Annotated in this window: 19 protein-coding genes and 1 other RNA gene; 13 read left to right on the top strand and 7 right to left on the bottom strand. The window is 66.5% G+C overall.

What is annotated here, in order from left to right:
• The first annotated feature begins 64 nt into the window (after positions 1-64).
• Entirely contained in the window at positions 65-211 is a 147-nt protein-coding gene (locus tag AC1RJ5_RS04745; RefSeq protein WP_269574889.1) for a lmo0937 family membrane protein, read from the top strand.
• 2 nt (positions 212-213) lie between these two features.
• Here AC1RJ5_RS04745 and AC1RJ5_RS04740 read toward each other — a convergent pair whose 3' ends face one another.
• Positions 214-1,488 carry a serine hydrolase domain-containing protein gene (locus AC1RJ5_RS04740; protein WP_342250555.1) on the bottom strand — a complete coding sequence of 425 codons (1,275 nt, stop codon included), beginning with the start codon at positions 1,486-1,488 and terminating at the stop codon, positions 214-216.
• 145 nt (positions 1,489-1,633) lie between these two features.
• On the opposite strand from AC1RJ5_RS04740, the gene AC1RJ5_RS04735 reads away from it, so the two are divergent.
• Positions 1,634-2,278, top strand: coding sequence for a histidine phosphotransferase family protein (locus AC1RJ5_RS04735; protein ID WP_184167433.1), 645 nt, complete (start codon positions 1,634-1,636; stop codon positions 2,276-2,278).
• 79 nt (positions 2,279-2,357) lie between these two features.
• Positions 2,358-3,428 carry a serine hydrolase domain-containing protein gene (locus AC1RJ5_RS04730; protein WP_493111980.1) on the top strand — a complete coding sequence of 357 codons (1,071 nt, stop codon included), beginning with the start codon at positions 2,358-2,360 and terminating at the stop codon, positions 3,426-3,428.
• A 12-nt stretch (positions 3,429-3,440) separates the two neighbouring features.
• Here AC1RJ5_RS04730 and AC1RJ5_RS04725 read toward each other — a convergent pair whose 3' ends face one another.
• Positions 3,441-3,881: a hypothetical protein gene (locus tag AC1RJ5_RS04725; RefSeq protein WP_493111978.1), complete on the bottom strand. Its 441-nt coding sequence runs from the start codon at positions 3,879-3,881 to the stop codon at positions 3,441-3,443.
• A 121-nt stretch (positions 3,882-4,002) separates the two neighbouring features.
• Between AC1RJ5_RS04725 and AC1RJ5_RS04720 the strand changes: the two genes are divergently transcribed.
• The 10 genes from AC1RJ5_RS04720 to AC1RJ5_RS04675 all read left to right on the top strand — a co-directional run bounded on the left by AC1RJ5_RS04720 (position 4,003) and on the right by AC1RJ5_RS04675 (position 11,633).
• Positions 4,003-6,327, top strand: coding sequence for a chemotaxis protein CheA (locus tag AC1RJ5_RS04720; protein WP_269574893.1), 2,325 nt, complete (start codon positions 4,003-4,005; stop codon positions 6,325-6,327).
• Positions 6,327-6,752, top strand: a complete 426-nt coding sequence (locus tag AC1RJ5_RS04715; RefSeq protein ID WP_184167421.1) for a chemotaxis protein CheW — start codon at positions 6,327-6,329, stop codon at positions 6,750-6,752. Before AC1RJ5_RS04720 ends, AC1RJ5_RS04715 begins: the two co-directional genes overlap by 1 nt.
• Positions 6,753-6,835: 83 nt before the next feature.
• Positions 6,836-7,201 (top strand): response regulator, encoded by a 366-nt coding sequence (locus AC1RJ5_RS04710; protein ID WP_086129096.1) that lies wholly within the window; start codon positions 6,836-6,838, stop codon positions 7,199-7,201.
• Positions 7,202-7,332: 131 nt separating this feature from the next.
• Entirely contained in the window at positions 7,333-8,364 is a 1,032-nt protein-coding gene (cheB, locus tag AC1RJ5_RS04705) for a chemotaxis-specific protein-glutamate methyltransferase CheB (protein ID WP_269576425.1), read from the top strand.
• Complete coding sequence (locus AC1RJ5_RS04700; RefSeq protein ID WP_184167418.1) at positions 8,361-9,206, top strand: CheR family methyltransferase; 846 nt, start codon at positions 8,361-8,363, stop codon at positions 9,204-9,206. The genes cheB and AC1RJ5_RS04700 overlap by 4 nt, the downstream gene beginning before the upstream one ends.
• 34 nt (positions 9,207-9,240) lie before the next feature.
• Complete coding sequence (locus tag AC1RJ5_RS04695) at positions 9,241-9,942, top strand: N-acetylmuramoyl-L-alanine amidase (protein WP_493111975.1); 702 nt, start codon at positions 9,241-9,243, stop codon at positions 9,940-9,942.
• A gap of 141 nt (positions 9,943-10,083) precedes the next feature.
• Positions 10,084-10,311 carry a hypothetical protein gene (locus tag AC1RJ5_RS04690; RefSeq protein WP_493111973.1) on the top strand — a complete coding sequence of 76 codons (228 nt, stop codon included), beginning with the start codon at positions 10,084-10,086 and terminating at the stop codon, positions 10,309-10,311.
• A gap of 49 nt (positions 10,312-10,360) precedes the next feature.
• Positions 10,361-10,725, top strand: an RNA gene (gene rnpB / locus AC1RJ5_RS04685) — RNase P RNA component class A.
• A 66-nt stretch (positions 10,726-10,791) separates the two neighbouring features.
• Positions 10,792-11,328 (top strand): J domain-containing protein, encoded by a 537-nt coding sequence (locus AC1RJ5_RS04680; protein WP_184167410.1) that lies wholly within the window; start codon positions 10,792-10,794, stop codon positions 11,326-11,328.
• Positions 11,325-11,633 carry a (2Fe-2S) ferredoxin domain-containing protein gene (locus AC1RJ5_RS04675; protein WP_493111970.1) on the top strand — a complete coding sequence of 103 codons (309 nt, stop codon included), beginning with the start codon at positions 11,325-11,327 and terminating at the stop codon, positions 11,631-11,633. Before AC1RJ5_RS04680 ends, AC1RJ5_RS04675 begins: the two co-directional genes overlap by 4 nt.
• 314 nt (positions 11,634-11,947) lie before the next feature.
• Here the strand turns inward: AC1RJ5_RS04675 and AC1RJ5_RS04670 are convergent, their stop codons facing one another.
• From AC1RJ5_RS04670 to AC1RJ5_RS04650, 5 genes are all read right to left on the bottom strand, one after another.
• Positions 11,948-12,358 carry a SufE family protein gene (locus tag AC1RJ5_RS04670; RefSeq protein WP_269574897.1) on the bottom strand — a complete coding sequence of 137 codons (411 nt, stop codon included), beginning with the start codon at positions 12,356-12,358 and terminating at the stop codon, positions 11,948-11,950.
• Positions 12,359-12,499: 141 nt separating this feature from the next.
• Positions 12,500-12,745 carry a hypothetical protein gene (locus AC1RJ5_RS04665; protein ID WP_269574898.1) on the bottom strand — a complete coding sequence of 82 codons (246 nt, stop codon included), beginning with the start codon at positions 12,743-12,745 and terminating at the stop codon, positions 12,500-12,502.
• Between the two features lie 23 nt (positions 12,746-12,768).
• On the bottom strand, positions 12,769-13,041 hold the full coding sequence (locus AC1RJ5_RS04660) for a hypothetical protein (protein ID WP_269574899.1): 273 nt from the start codon (positions 13,039-13,041) through the stop codon (positions 12,769-12,771).
• Between the two features lie 31 nt (positions 13,042-13,072).
• Positions 13,073-13,198 carry a hypothetical protein gene (locus tag AC1RJ5_RS04655; protein ID WP_260396066.1) on the bottom strand — a complete coding sequence of 42 codons (126 nt, stop codon included), beginning with the start codon at positions 13,196-13,198 and terminating at the stop codon, positions 13,073-13,075.
• A gap of 50 nt (positions 13,199-13,248) precedes the next feature.
• Positions 13,249-13,521, bottom strand: coding sequence for a hypothetical protein (locus AC1RJ5_RS04650; protein ID WP_269574900.1), 273 nt, complete (start codon positions 13,519-13,521; stop codon positions 13,249-13,251).
• Between the last annotated feature and the right edge of the window lie 7 nt (positions 13,522-13,528).

Genomic DNA, 13,528 nt, shown 5'->3' with positions numbered 1-13,528 from the left:
GGTCGCTGGAACGTTTCGCTCGCGCAACCCGTTGATGGGAAAACTCTAAATGGAGAGCGTGCCGATGCTTTGGACCGTCGTTGTCATCCTGCTGGTCTTGTGGCTGCTGGGCTTCACCTTCCACGTCGCCGGTGGGATCATCCATCTGCTGTTGGTGATCGCCATCGTGGTCGGCCTGATCCAGCTCTTCACGGGCCGCAGGGTCGTCTAGCCCTAGTCCCCGGGCGGCCCGAGATACGCTTCACCGTAGACTGCCTTGCGGAAGTCGCGGTGGAGCGAGACCTGGAAGGGCTTGGTCTGGACGAAGAACACGGCCGCCAGCTTGTTGGCGGGATCGACCCAGAACAGGGTGGAGGCCGCGCCGTCCCAGAAGAACTCGCCGACCGCACCGCGCTGCTCGTCAGGCGTCAGCGGCTGGCCCACGCGCACCGCGAAATCGAAGCCGAAGCCGACATTGCCCTTTCCGGGTAGCCAGCTCCGCTCCTTTATCCGGGGATCGAGCTGGTTGGTGGCCATCAGACGCACGGTGGCGGGCTTTAGGATGCGCACGCCGTCAAGGCTGCCCTGGCCGAGCAACATGCGGGCGAAGCGCATGTAATCGTCGATCGGCGCGACGATTCCGGCACCGCCCATGGTCATCGCCGGCTTGGGGAAATTGCGCTGGCGGGTGATGGCGTCGGGCTCGCGGCTGAGCTTCTTGTCGGCGCCGAGGATATAGGTCGCGGCAAAGCGATCGAGCCGCTCCATCGGCTGGGTCCAGGCCGCTTCCTTGATGCCGAGCGGCTGGAGAATGTGCTCGCGGACATAGTCCTCGAACTTCTGGCCGGAGAGCTTCTCGACGAGCAGCGCCTGCACATCGACCGCCGAGCTGTATCGCCATTCGCTGCCGGGTTCGAAGATCAGCGGCGTGTGCGCGAGGCGGTGCCCGAACTCGGCCAGATCATGATCGAGGCCAAGCGGATCGGCGGCGGCAAAGGCCTTCTCCGCGTTGCTCGGGCCATCGCCATAGGCGAAGCCAGCCGTATGGCGAAGCACGTCGCGGACGGTTACCGGACGCTTCGAGGGGCGCCAGACCGGCTGGCCCTGCGCATCGGTGCCGTCCTGCACGAGCATCGTCGCGAATTCGGGGAGATAGCGGGAAAGGGGATCGTCGAGCCCGAACCTGCCCTGTTCCCAGAGCTGCATCAGAGCGACGCCGGTGACCGGCTTGGTCATCGAATAAATCTGCACCAGCGTGTCGCGGCTGAACGGCCGGTTCGCCTCGCGATCGGCCAGACCGGTGGCGCCGAAATAGACTTCGCGCCCATCCTTCCAGACCAGCGCCTCGACGCCGGTGGCGCGGCCGCTGGCCACCATATCGGCGAGCGCGCGATCGATGCGCGCCTTGTCGATCCGGAACGTCGCCGTGGCGGCCGGTTTCTCCTGCGCCAGGGCGGGCAGGGGCTGCACGACCAGCAGCGCGGCGAGGATGGGCAGGACCTGTCGCATATGCTCTCCCACATTCTATTTTCCGTCGGTGGTAGCGTTACCCGGGTGGTGCGTACAGCTACGACCTTGGTCGCGTGTCAGGCACGCGCTTGCAGCATGGCGCGCCCTGCGCCAAAGAGGTTCGACCTTGCGGGGAGCCTTCATCTTGAACATCAGCCCGACCGACTTCGCCAGCCTGCTCTGCTCGCGGCTCTGCCACGATTTGCTGAGCCCGGTGGGGGCGCTCAACAATGGGCTGGAGCTGCTCGCCGACGAGCATGATCCCGAGATGCGCGCGCGCTGCCTGGAACTGCTCAACGAGAGCGCCAAGGCGAGTGCCAACAAGCTGAAGTTCTTCCGCCTGGCCTTCGGCGCGGCCGGTGGTTTCGGCGAGACGGTGGATACGCGCGAGGCGCAGGCGGCGATCGAAGGGCTGTTCGGCGAGAACCACCGCGTCAATGTCGGCTGGATGGTCGAGGATCCTGTCCTCCCCAAGCAGGCGATCAAGGTGCTGATGAACCTGTCGCTGATCGGCGGCGACGCACTGATCCGCGGCGGTCAGCTCGATATCGGCGCCGAGATCGTCGACGGGAATATCGAGATCGTGGTGCGCGCCGACGGCCCGCGCATCGTGCTCGATCCCGAGCTGCGCAGCGCGCTGGCCGGCGGCAAGGACGATGTGCCGATCACCCCGCGCGCGGCGGCGGCCTATCTTGTCCATGCACTGGTGACCCAGGGCGGCGGCGTGCTCCAGGTCAGCCCGCCGGATGCAGAGGTGCTGCTGTTCGGGGCGAGCTTCCGCGTCGCCTGAGATATTCGACTACAGTTGTAGTTGAACGATCCGCATCGCCATGACATGCTTGCGAGGTTCGCGGGCATGGGAGTGGCGTATGCGGGGCTTGAAGATCGCGGGGACGGTGCTGGCGCTTGGCGTGGCGACGCCCTGTACCGCGCAATCCTATCATGACCTGGTCGATGCCAGCGATGGCTTCAACGGCGTCGCGCTGGTCGGCACCGGCAAGCAGGTCCGCTTCGTCGAAGGGATCGGCCGGGCGGATGCCGCGAATGGTGTGCCGATGCTGGCGAATACGCGGTTCGAGACCGGATCGGTTTCCAAATGGGTCGCTTCGATCGTGATCCTCAAGCTGGTCGATCAGGGCAGGCTCGACCTCGATGCACCGATAACCCGCTACCTGCCCGACTATCGCGCCGATACCGGTGCCCGGCTGACGCTCCGGCGGCTGATGAGCCATTCGAGCGGCGTGCCCAACGATATCCAGGCGGCGCGCAAGGATCCCGCCACGCGCGGCATCGAGATGGAGCAGATGGCGGCCGTACGGCGCTACGCAAGCGGCGACCTGGCTTTCGCGCCCGGCACCGAATGGGACTATTCGCACTCCAACTGGCTGATCGCAAAGGCCGTTGCCGAGCGCATCAGCGGCAAGCCCTATGCCGCCCTGGTCGAGCAGCTGCTGGTCCGGCCGCTGGGGCTTAAGGACAGTGGCGTCTATCGCGGCGATTCCGGCGCGGTGCGGGGCATGGCGCAGGGCTATGCGGCGCTTGTCCCCGAGCCGGTGCGCAAGCCCAACCCGGTGCCCGATTTCATGGCGATGGCTGGCGGTTTCTATACCAGCGCGCCCGATCTGCTGGTGCTGATGAACGCGGTGCTGGACGGCAGATTTCTCAGCCCGGCCTCGCGCAAGGCGCTGACGACCACGCTGATGCCCGACCAGCATTATGCGCTGGGTGGCCGGGTGCGGATCGAGAAGATCGGGGGGAGGGACCGCGAGGCGGCGTGGGAGGATGGCTCGAACGGCGGCTTCCGGATGCTCGCGCGCCGCGTGCTTGCCGACGGGCACACGGTAATCGTCCTCACCAACGGGAGCTATGACTATCAGAAGCTCGGCGACCTCGGCACGGCGCTGCTCGATGTCAGCTATGCCGGAGAAGAAGCCCGTTAGGCCCGGTTCAAGTCAGTTGCCCTCGACCGACCAGATCGTGCAGCGCGCCAGCCAGGTTTCGAGCTGTTCGATCAACTCGGCATAGGAGCGCGTTTCGATGCTGTGCATCAGCTTTGCATTGGCGTCGAACGCGAAAGGGGCATCGTTCTGGCGCCTGCCGCGTGCATCGCGTGGCCAGGGTTGATATTGCACCGTTAGCTCGAAATGGCCGTCGGGGTTATGCTCAGGCCGGAATTCCACGTCGATCACGAAGCGCCTGCCGGGGTTCGTGGCGTAGAACACGCTGGAGCCGCCAAAATCGCCGTCCTCCACGCGCTTGTCGCGGTGGAGCTGGTTCCAGCCGATGCTCCAGCCTGCCGGTATCCGCAGCGGAGTCAGCTCGGCATAGTCGGGTGCTTTCTCGCAATTGGCGAATGCTCCGGCTGATTTCGTGAAAGCGCGCGTACCGTCCATGCAGGACAGGGTTCCATGGACGATCGCGGTGCGCAAGCCGGCGTCTTTCGTCGGAGCAGCTAACGCCCTTTTAACCACCCATCCCGCACAAGACCCCCGCAAATTTGCTTTCCGGGGCCCCATGGACGACCTGCTGCAGGAATTCATCGCCGAGACGCGAGAAACGCTCGAAGCGCTTTCGGGCGAGATCGTCGCGTGGGAAGCGCATCCCGCCGATCGCGCACGCCTCGACGCCATTTTCCGCTTCGTGCACACCGTGAAGGGGAGCTGCGGCTTCCTCGACCTGCCGCGTCTCGGTCGCCTCAGCCATGCCGCCGAGGACGTGCTGGCACAGGTCCGCGACGGCAAGCGCGCGCCGGATCGCGCGCTGGTCAATGCCGTGCTCGCGGTGGTCGACCGGATCGGCGAGCTGGTCGAAGCCATCGAATCGGGCACCGGGCTGGATGACAGCGGCGACGAACTGCTGATCGCCGCGCTTGCCGAGGGCGCCGAGGAAATCGCCCATGCCGGCCCGATCGTCAGCCGTGCTCCGGCACGCAGCGTGCGCCTGAACGTCGACCTGCTCGACCGGATGATGTCCGGCATGTCGGATATGGTGCTCGCTCGCAACGAGCTGGCCCGGCGGCTGCGCCAGGGCGAAGTCGATCCCGCGATCGAGGCGGCGCTCGAGCGCCTGTCGCTCACCGTCGGCGAGATGCGCGATACGGTGACGCGCACGCGCATGCAGAAGATCGACGCGCTGTTCTCCGCGCTGCCGCGCATGGTGCGCGACACGGCGGCGGGGCTGGGCAAGTCGGTGATGCTCCAGGTCGAGGGCTCGGACGTCGAGCTCGACCGCGAGATGATCGAAGTGATGCGCGACCCGCTGGTCCACATCATCCGCAATTCGATCGACCATGGCATCGAGGCGCCGGCCGAGCGCCGCGCCGGCGGCAAGCGCGAGAATGGCCGCCTGTCGGTCTCGGCGCGCCAGTCGGGCAACCAGATCATCATCGAGATCGCGGACGACGGCCGCGGCATCGATACCGAGCGGCTGATCCAGAAGCTGGTCGCGCAGGGGCGCGACGAAGCCAAGCTGCGCAGCCTGTCGAACCGGGCGAAGCTCGACCTGGTGTTCGAGCCGGGCTTGTCGTCCAAGGACGTGGTGAGCGAAGTCTCCGGACGCGGCGTCGGCATGGACGTGGTGCGCGCGGCGATCGAGCAGATCGGCGGTCGCGTCGAGCTCGACAGCAATCCGGGCAAGGGCCTGCGCCTCGCCATCCATGTGCCGCTGACCCTGTCGATCATCTCGACGATCGTAGTCGGCGTCGATGGCCAGCGCTTCGCGATCCCGCGCCAGTCGATCGAGGAGATCGTCACCGAGCGCGGCGATGCGATCCGGGTCGACACGATCGGCGGATCGCCGGTCGCCACGGTGCGCGAGCGCCGCATGCCGCTGATCCATCTCGCCGACATGCTCGGCCTGCCGGCAACCACCGCGCGCGATGAGGGCGGGCAGATGCTCGCGATCGTCAGCGTGAGCGAGGGGAGCTATGCGCTCGCCGTCGATACGGTGCTCGACAATGAGGAACTGGTCATCAAGCCGGCCTCGCCCGCCGTCATGTCCACCGGCCTCTATGCCGGCCAGACTTTGCCCGACTCGGGCCTGCCGATGCTGCTGCTCGATTGCGCCGGCATGGCCAAGGCGGCGAGCCTGGACTTCAGCCGCGACAGTCAGCAGCTGTTCGAGGAAGAGGAAGAAGTGGAAGTCGCGCAGGGCCTGCCGGCGCTGCTGTTCCGCGATCTCGACGGCGTGCGCCGGGCGGTGCCGCTCGCGGCGGTCGACCGCGTCGAGCAGGTCGATGCCGCCAATGTCCGCTTCGCCGCCGGCCGATTCCGGGTGACCATCGACGAGCGCATCCTGCCGCTCGCCGCGCATGGCGACCTGGACGGGCTCGGGCGGATCAATGTGCTGCGCCTCAAGGACGGCACCAACGAAGTCAGCTATGCGATCGAGGAAGCCGCCGACATCGTGCTGCTGCCCGAAGAGATCGCGCCGGCCCGCGAACCGGGGCCGATCGCCGGCGTCGTGCTGGTCGATGGCGAGCAGATCGAACTGGTCGACATGCTGTGGATCTTCGACGAGCATGCCGAGCGCGAAGTCGAGGATGCGCCGCCGCTTTGCCTGATCTCGGGCGACAATGACGGCTGGATGGCATCGTTCGTGAAGCCGCTGCTGGAAGCCTCGGGATACCGCGTCGCGCTGCGCCTGGCGCCGGGCGAGACGCCGGCCGTGGTGCTCTCCACCGAGGAGAACCAGGGCGCCATGGGCAGCCCCGCGCCGGTTGTCCGGCTGAGAAAGAAGCGCGCTTCGGGCGGCCTGGGCGACGATAGCGTCTATAGATATGACAGGGCGGGACTGCTTTCCGCGCTCGAAGCCCGGGTTTCCGGCAAGGCAGGTCGCTGATGTCGCATCTCTATCTCATCGCCCAGATTGCCGGGCGTGCCGTGGCGATCGACTCCGAACAGGTCGAGTCGGTGGTGGATATCGGCGAGGTGACGGCGGTGCCGCGCGCCTCGCAGCATGTCCGCGGGCTTGCCGCGCTGCGCAGCCGCGTGGTGACGGTGGTCGATACCCAGTCGGCGCTCGGCATGGCGGGCGGCAGCCCGGCGCGCCGTGCGGTGATCACCCATGTCGAGGGGCATCATTACGCGATGCTGGTCGATGCGCTCGACGATGTCGCGCCGTTCGACCTGCTGCCGCTCGCGCATGGCGTCACGCTCGATCCCGCCTGGCGCGGGGCGGGGCGGGGGATCGTCGAGCGCGACGGCGAACCGATCCTCGCGATCGATCTCGCCAGCCTCGTCCCCGGTCATGCCGGGATCAATTAGTTCGCAAGATTAACGTCGCACTCACATCTTTCGTGCACTGTCCACTCCCAACCTAGACACCTGAAAGCGGGGAACAGGGGAAAATGAAGACTTGTCTGGTAGTCGATGACTCCAAGGTGATCCGGAAGGTCGCCCGGCACATCCTGGAAACGCTCGACTTCGAAGTGCGCGAGGCTGGTGACGGCCGCGAGGCGCTGGACTCCTGCCTCCAGACCCCGCCGGACGTGATCCTGCTCGACTGGAACATGCCCGTGATGAGCGGCATGGACTTCCTGCGCGCGCTCAAGGATTCCGGGCTTCCGCAGCGCCCCAAGGTGGTGTTCTGCACTACCGAGAACGGCATGGCCTATATCCGCGCCGCCATCGAGGCCGGCGCCGACGAATATGTCATGAAGCCGTTCGACCGCGAGACGCTGGAAAGCAAGCTGCAGATCGTCGGCGTCGCGTAAGCGGCGCAGCCAAGGAGCCCAAGGTGGCGCACGCAACTCTTGCGGAAACCGGGTTCAGCGGCACCACCGCCGGGCCGGCGCAGGTGCTGATCGTCGATGACTCGGTCGTCGCACGCTCGGTGCTGGGGCGCATGGTGGAAGGCACGCGCCGCTTTCGCGTTGCCGCCGCCTATAGCGATGTGCGGGCCGCGCTCGACTATCTGAAGACCAACAGCGTCGACATCATCCTGCTCGACATCGAGATGCCGGGCATCGACGGCATCACCGCGCTGCCCGACGTGATCGCGGCGGGCAAGGGCGCCAAGGTGCTGATCGTTTCCTCGGCGGCCGAGCAGGGCGCGGCGGTGACCGTGCAGGCGCTGGCGCTGGGCGCGGCGGACACGCTGGTGAAGCCCGGAATCGGCGCATTCGGCGGCCGCTTCGCCGAAGTGCTGGAGGAGCGGCTTTCGCGCCTGCTCGAGGCGCATGTGCAGTCGCTTCCCGAACCGGCCCATCTTCCGCTTGCCGGCACTGCGCACCACAGCCATGCCGAGCCGGCCGCAGTGGCGCATCACCCGCATTACCAGTTTCCGGTCCAGGCCCCGGAGAATTTCGACCTGGTCGCGATCGGCGCCTCCACCGGCGGCATCCACGCGCTCAGCCAGCTGCTCCGCGCGATCCCGGCCAGTTTCCGCGTGCCGATCCTGGTGACCCAGCATCTGCCCGTCTCGTTCATGAGCTATTTCGCGACGCAGCTCGCCGTGCTCGGCGGCCGCCCCTGTGAGGTCGCGACCGATCGCATGCGCATCCGGCCCGGCCGGATCATCGTGGCGCCGGGCGATGCCCATATGCGCGTGGTCCGCATGTCCGATGGCGCGGCGATCCGCCTGACCCATGAAAAGGCCTCGAGCGGCTGCATGCCCTCGGTCGACCCGATGTTCGAGAGCGTCGCGGAAGTGTTCGGCGCCCGCGCGCTCGGCGTGGTGCTGAGCGGCATGGGCCGCGATGGCTGCGAAGGCGCCAAGGACCTGATCGACGCCGGTGCCAAGGTGCTGGCGCAGGACCGGGCAAGCTCGGTGGTGTGGGGCATGCCCGGCGCCGTCGCCAATGCCGGCCGGGTCAGCGCGATCCTGCCGCCGGACGAGATCGGCCGGCTGATCGCGCGCGGCGGAGGCGGCGCATGATCCCGGGCAGCACGCCGATCGCCTCGGCAGGCGCGATGAACATGATCGCGGCGCTGCTCGAGCAGCGCGCCGGCCAGCAGATCGCAGCGAACCGCACCTGGCGGATCGAGACCGCGCTCAAGCCGATCCTGCGGGAACGCGGTCTGGGCAGCCTCGACGAGCTCGTCGCCCAGCTCATTGCGGCGCGGACCGGGGAGCTGGCCGACCAGGTGGTCGATGCGCTGCTCAACCAGGAAACCAGCTTCTTCCGCGACGTGGCGGTGCTCGACATGATCGCCGATGCCGCGCAGGCGATGCAGGCCGAGGCCGGTCACCGCCGGCTGCGCATCTGGTCCGCCGGCTGCTCGACCGGGCAGGAGCCGCTGAGCCTCGCCATGCTCTTTTCCGAGCGGGAAATGCCCGATCCGGAGATCGTGGCGACCGACGTTTCGCCGGCGGCGCTGGCGCGTGCCCGCAGCGGCCGCTTCTCGCAGTTCGAGATCCAGCGCGGCCTGCCGGTGCGCCGGATGATGACCTGGTTCGATTCGGTGAACGCCGATTGGGTCGCCAAGCCCGAGCTGGTCCGCAAGCTGCAGTTTCGCCAGCACAATCTTACGCTCGATGCGGCGCCGGCGGGATGCTTCGACATCATCCTGTGCCGCAACGTGATGCTCTATTTCTCGGTCGCGGTGCGGCGCAAGGTGTTCGACACACTGGCTTCGGCGATCCGTCCGGGCGGCCTGCTCGCGCTTGGTGCGGGCGAGACGGTGATCGGCCAGACCGACCATTTCACCCCGTGCGAGAAGTATCGCGGCTTCTATCGCCGGGTCGAGGCACCTGGGACGTTGCTCGCAACGGCTTGATCGCCATGGCCAAGCAGGGGTAGCGTCGGCGACGATGCATACCGGCCTGGTCTTCCTCGATGCGCCTTCGCCGAATTTCGACGAGCGTGCGCTCCCGGTCACCATGATCGTGCTGCATTATACCGGCATGGAAAGCGCCGAGGCCGCACTGGAGCGGATGCGCGACCCTGCCGCCAAGGTTTCGGCCCACTACATGGTCGACGAGGACGGCAGCATCATCCGGCTGGTTCCCGAGGACAAGCGCGCCTGGCATGCTGGCCGCTCGCACTGGCGCGGGATCACCGACGTCAATTCGGCCTCGGTCGGCATCGAGATCGTCAATCCCGGCCATGAACATGGCTATCGCCCCTTTTCGGCCGAGCAGATGGGCTCGGTGATCCCGCTCGTCGCCGAGATCAAGGAACGCTACGCGATCACCCGCGGCAACGTCGTCGGCCATTCCGACGTCGCGCCGGCGCGCAAGCAGGATCCGGGCGAGCTGTTCAACTGGCACGCGCTGGCCCGGCTGCGCCTGGCGCTGCCGCGGCCGACCAGGAACCTGCTCGATCCGGGCTGGCCCGATGCCGGCTTCATCATGGCGCTCGAGCGCTTCGGCTATGACGTGAGCGACGAGACCGCAGCGGTCACCGCCTTCCAGCGCCGCTTCCGTCCCGAGCTGATCGATGGCGAGATCGACATGGAGTGCCGCTGCCTCCTGCTCGCCTTGCTCCTGCCCAAGCCGCAGGGCGATGACTGAGCCGGATTTGGTTACGCAGCCGTGCACTAAATTCATGCGGAACTCCGCAAGTATAGGATGATCTATAGGAAGGCGGAGGTTTTCGCCTTGAGCAATATCGGTTCGACATCCCTGGGTCCGGTCCAGGCCTATCTTTCCGGCGTGGCACGCGCCGATGCCAAGGGCGAAGTGCCCTCGTCCGTGAACATTCCGACCGTCAGCGAGGCGACCGACGCGGTCCGGCGGATCGCGGAGGTGCGCGGTGCCGACGATGTGGTGGGCATGGGATCGGACTATCGCAAGATCGCATTGGCGTCCGGGCTGAATGTCACCTGGAAGGTGGAAGTGATGGCCTGGGGCACCGCGATGCGCACCGTCGACCCGGAATAAGGCGCCTGAACACTTGCAGTTGCGTGCGGCGGCGCTAGACGGGGCACCGCCAGAGGATCGGGCGGCCGCGGGTGCGCAAGCACGCGAGGAAAGTCCGGGCTCCACGGAAACACGGTGCCGGGTAATGCCCGGCGGGGGCGACCCCAGGGAAAGTGCCACAGAGAGCAGACCGCTAAGTCCTTCGGGGCCAGCAAGGGTGAAAGGGTGCGGCAAGAGCGCACCGCGCGACCGGTAACGGAAGCGGCATGGTAAACCCCACCGGGAGCAAGACCGAATAGGGGCGGCATATGGGCCTGGTTCCGGCCCGTCGCCCGGGTTGGTTGCTGGAGCGGCGGAGCAATCCGTCGCCTAGAGGAATGGTCGCACATCGCCGAAAGGCGAGGACAGAACCCGGCTTATAGATCCTCTGGCATCATTTTACGGGACGGCGCCAGGCGCGCACCCGCTTGCGCCTGCGGGCCGAGTGTCTATCTGGGCGGGATGGCACGATCGACACGTTCTTCCGACTGGGGCTTTCCGCGCTGGCGCGCCTATGGCGCCGAGCGTGAGGCCGTGCAGGTGCGGATGTGCGATCGCCATGGCTGCGACCAGCCCGGCGACCGGCCCGCGCCCAAATCGCCGAACAGCCGCGAGCGCTGGTATTTCTGCGAGACGCACGCCGCCGAGTACAACCGCAACTGGGACTATTTCGCGGGCCTTACCGCCGAGGAAGCCGCCAAGCGCGAAGCCGATGAGCGCCGCGATGCCTCGGGCTTTGCCGAGGCGAAGTACAATGGCTGGGCCGGACCCGGCGACGGCAGCCGTTCGCGCGACGAAATCCGCGCCCTGGAAGTGCTCGAGCTCGAAGTCGATAGCGATTTCGAGGCGGTGCGCCTCGCATGGCGCCGGCTCGCCAAGGTCAATCATCCCGATGTGAAGCCCGGGGATGCCGAGGCCGCCAAGCGTTTCCAGGCGATCCAGGCTGCATACGACGTGCTCAAGGCCGCCGAGGAGCGGCGCACCTGGAAGGGCGATTGAGCAAGCTTCGCGTCCATTCCAACTGGGAACATGCCGTCCTGGTCTGCGCCAAATGCTCGAAGAAGCTGGACGGCGGCTTCGGGCCGAAAGGCAGGCAATCGCTCGCCAAGGCATTGCGCAAGCATCTCGGCCTGAAGAAGGGTCGCAAGGCCGAGGCGGGGATCGTCGAGGTGAAGTGCATGGGCGTCTGCCCGCGCGGCGCGGTGACGGTGATCGACGCCGGCGGGCCGGGCGAATGGCTGCTGGTGCCAAAGGGTGCCGATCTCGACGGCGTGGCCGGGGAACTGGGCCTCAAGCGCGGCTGAGCCTTCCAACATCGAAGGGGCGACGACTCGCCAAAGTACACGAAGTACAGGCCAAGAACGGGTTCCAGCCGGGCTTATTCTCCCTAATTTCTCGGGAATGCCGCGCATCTCGCAACCTTGTTGCGCGTGCGTGATCCTATTCTTCCGACAGGGTCAAAGAGCGGCTGGCCATGGGGCCGGCTGCGCCAGCCCAGCAGGCGAAATCCTACATTGCAAGGGTGGGGTGGGGCAGGTTGGTGACCGGCTCGTCTTTCCCCGGCGAAGGCCGGGGTCCAGGACGGCCTTGGCCTTCGCCGAGGAAAGAATAGGATTGCTCAGCCTGCCGCGTAGCGCCGCGCGGTTTCGCGCACCAGGGCGATCATGTTGGGGATGCCCTGGGTGCGATTCGAGCTGAGCTGGTTCTTCAGGTCGAACGGGGCGAGGGCGCTTTCGATATCGGTCGCCAGGATCTCGGCCGGGGCCTTGTCCTGCACCGTAAGCAGCACCAGTGCGATGATGCCCTTGGTGATCGCCGCGTTGGAATCGGCGAGGAAGTGGAGCGTGCCGTCGTCGCGCCTTGTGGGATAGACCCAGACGGAGGCCGAACAACCGCGGACCAGGGTCGCATCGGTCTTGAGCGCTTCGGGCATCTCCTCGAGTCCGCGGCCCAGATCGATCAACAGGCGGTAGCGGTCATCGGCTTCGAGGAACGCATATTCGTCCTGCAGGTCGGCGAGGCTGGTCATGCAGGGCGCTATAGCGCGGCCTCGCCTTTATTCCACCGTCACCCTGAACTTGTTTCAGGGTCCGACTCTCCATGGGCGATGTGCGGGGGGAGAGTTGGATGCTGAAACAAGTTCAGCATGACGGGACTTCGTTGGGGCAGCTCACAAATCCACGCCCGCCGCGATCGCTTCGAGCTTGCGGATGCGCTCCTTGAGATCGGCGATCTCGATCCGCGAGGCCGCGGTCGGCATTGCCGTCGCCACTTCGGGGCCGTGATGGGCATCGAGCTCCTGGCGCTTCAGGGCCAGCCAGCCGCGCCAGCCCGAGAGCCCGGCGGTGGTGATCATGGCGATCCCGGCGAGACCGGAGACGGCGAGGGTAAGGTAGAGAGTCGGATCCTGGGTCACGTCATGCCTCCCTTGGTCTGACGTCAGTTCTTGTCGCGCAGCGATTCGATCTCGCGGTCGAGACGGACGCTGCCTTCGGTGTCGGTAACCACGCGCTCGAGGACCTGGACGCGCTCCTTGAGCGCACGGACCTCGTCGCGGAGCCGGGCATTCTCGGCGACCGAGGCTGCGTCGGCATTGTTGCCGCGATAGACCTCGTTGCCGTCCTTGTCCTTGTGGATGCCGTAGCGCGCCTTGAGCACGCTGCCGATCGTGACGATCACGATAATCGCGACAACCATCTCGAACGGGTTCATTCCACTACTCCTTCAAACGCGCTTTGATCGATCAGTTCTGCTGGTTGGCCTTGGCCAGCCGCGCGGCGCGGCGAACAGGGCGGTCCCGCATTTCGGCGAGGACAATACCGCCCCCGCACAGTGCCGTCAGCACTGCGAGCATCACGATGGCAATCATTTCGGACTTTCCTCTTACTGGCGGCCCTTGTCGGCGCCGCGTGGGAACTTTCAATTCAGCGGGGGGGCATCCCGCAGCTGCTCGATCTCGTTGGCGAGATCGACGCCCTTGTCGGTGACGATGCGTTCCAGCACCCGGACCCGCTGCTCGAGCCTCTCGGTCTGGGCGGCGTACTGGGCTGCCTTCTCGGCGACCATCTGCGCCTCGAGCTCCATCTTGCGCTGCTGCAGCGCGAACCAGGGCTTGAGGAAGACGCCGCCGAAGATGGCGACCATGCCGCACAGGATACCCAGGATGGGGATGAGAATGGGGCTGATTTCCATCGTCTAT

The sequence above is a fragment of the Sphingomonas sp. GW822-FHT03G08 genome (assembly GCF_058801135.1).
Note: the sequence above shows the minus strand (reverse complement) of the source record. Positions and strands in the feature narration are given on the sequence as shown.

Bases quoted from the DNA above. Each gene is read 5' to 3' on its own strand.
- AC1RJ5_RS04745 (WP_269574889.1), top strand. From the start codon at position 65: ATGCTTTGGACCGTCGTTGTCATCCTGCTGGTCTTGTGGCTGCTGGGC.
- AC1RJ5_RS04740 (WP_342250555.1), bottom strand. From the start codon at position 1,488: ATGCGACAGGTCCTGCCCATCCTCGCCGCGCTGCTGGTCGTGCAGCCC.
- AC1RJ5_RS04730 (WP_493111980.1), top strand. From the start codon at position 2,358: ATGCGGGGCTTGAAGATCGCGGGGACGGTGCTGGCGCTTGGCGTGGCG.
- AC1RJ5_RS04725 (WP_493111978.1), bottom strand. From the start codon at position 3,881: ATGGACGGTACGCGCGCTTTCACGAAATCAGCCGGAGCATTCGCCAAT.
- AC1RJ5_RS04720 (WP_269574893.1), top strand. From the start codon at position 4,003: ATGGACGACCTGCTGCAGGAATTCATCGCCGAGACGCGAGAAACGCTC.
- AC1RJ5_RS04715 (WP_184167421.1), top strand. From the start codon at position 6,327: ATGTCGCATCTCTATCTCATCGCCCAGATTGCCGGGCGTGCCGTGGCG.
- AC1RJ5_RS04710 (WP_086129096.1), top strand. From the start codon at position 6,836: ATGAAGACTTGTCTGGTAGTCGATGACTCCAAGGTGATCCGGAAGGTC.
- cheB (WP_269576425.1), top strand. From the start codon at position 7,333: ATGGTGGAAGGCACGCGCCGCTTTCGCGTTGCCGCCGCCTATAGCGAT.
- AC1RJ5_RS04700 (WP_184167418.1), top strand. From the start codon at position 8,361: ATGATCCCGGGCAGCACGCCGATCGCCTCGGCAGGCGCGATGAACATG.
- AC1RJ5_RS04695 (WP_493111975.1), top strand. From the start codon at position 9,241: ATGCATACCGGCCTGGTCTTCCTCGATGCGCCTTCGCCGAATTTCGAC.
- AC1RJ5_RS04680 (WP_184167410.1), top strand. From the start codon at position 10,792: ATGGCACGATCGACACGTTCTTCCGACTGGGGCTTTCCGCGCTGGCGC.
- AC1RJ5_RS04670 (WP_269574897.1), bottom strand. From the start codon at position 12,358: ATGACCAGCCTCGCCGACCTGCAGGACGAATATGCGTTCCTCGAAGCC.
- AC1RJ5_RS04660 (WP_269574899.1), bottom strand. From the start codon at position 13,041: ATGAACCCGTTCGAGATGGTTGTCGCGATTATCGTGATCGTCACGATC.
- AC1RJ5_RS04655 (WP_260396066.1), bottom strand. From the start codon at position 13,198: ATGATTGCCATCGTGATGCTCGCAGTGCTGACGGCACTGTGCGGGGGC.
- AC1RJ5_RS04650 (WP_269574900.1), bottom strand. From the start codon at position 13,521: ATGGAAATCAGCCCCATTCTCATCCCCATCCTGGGTATCCTGTGCGGC.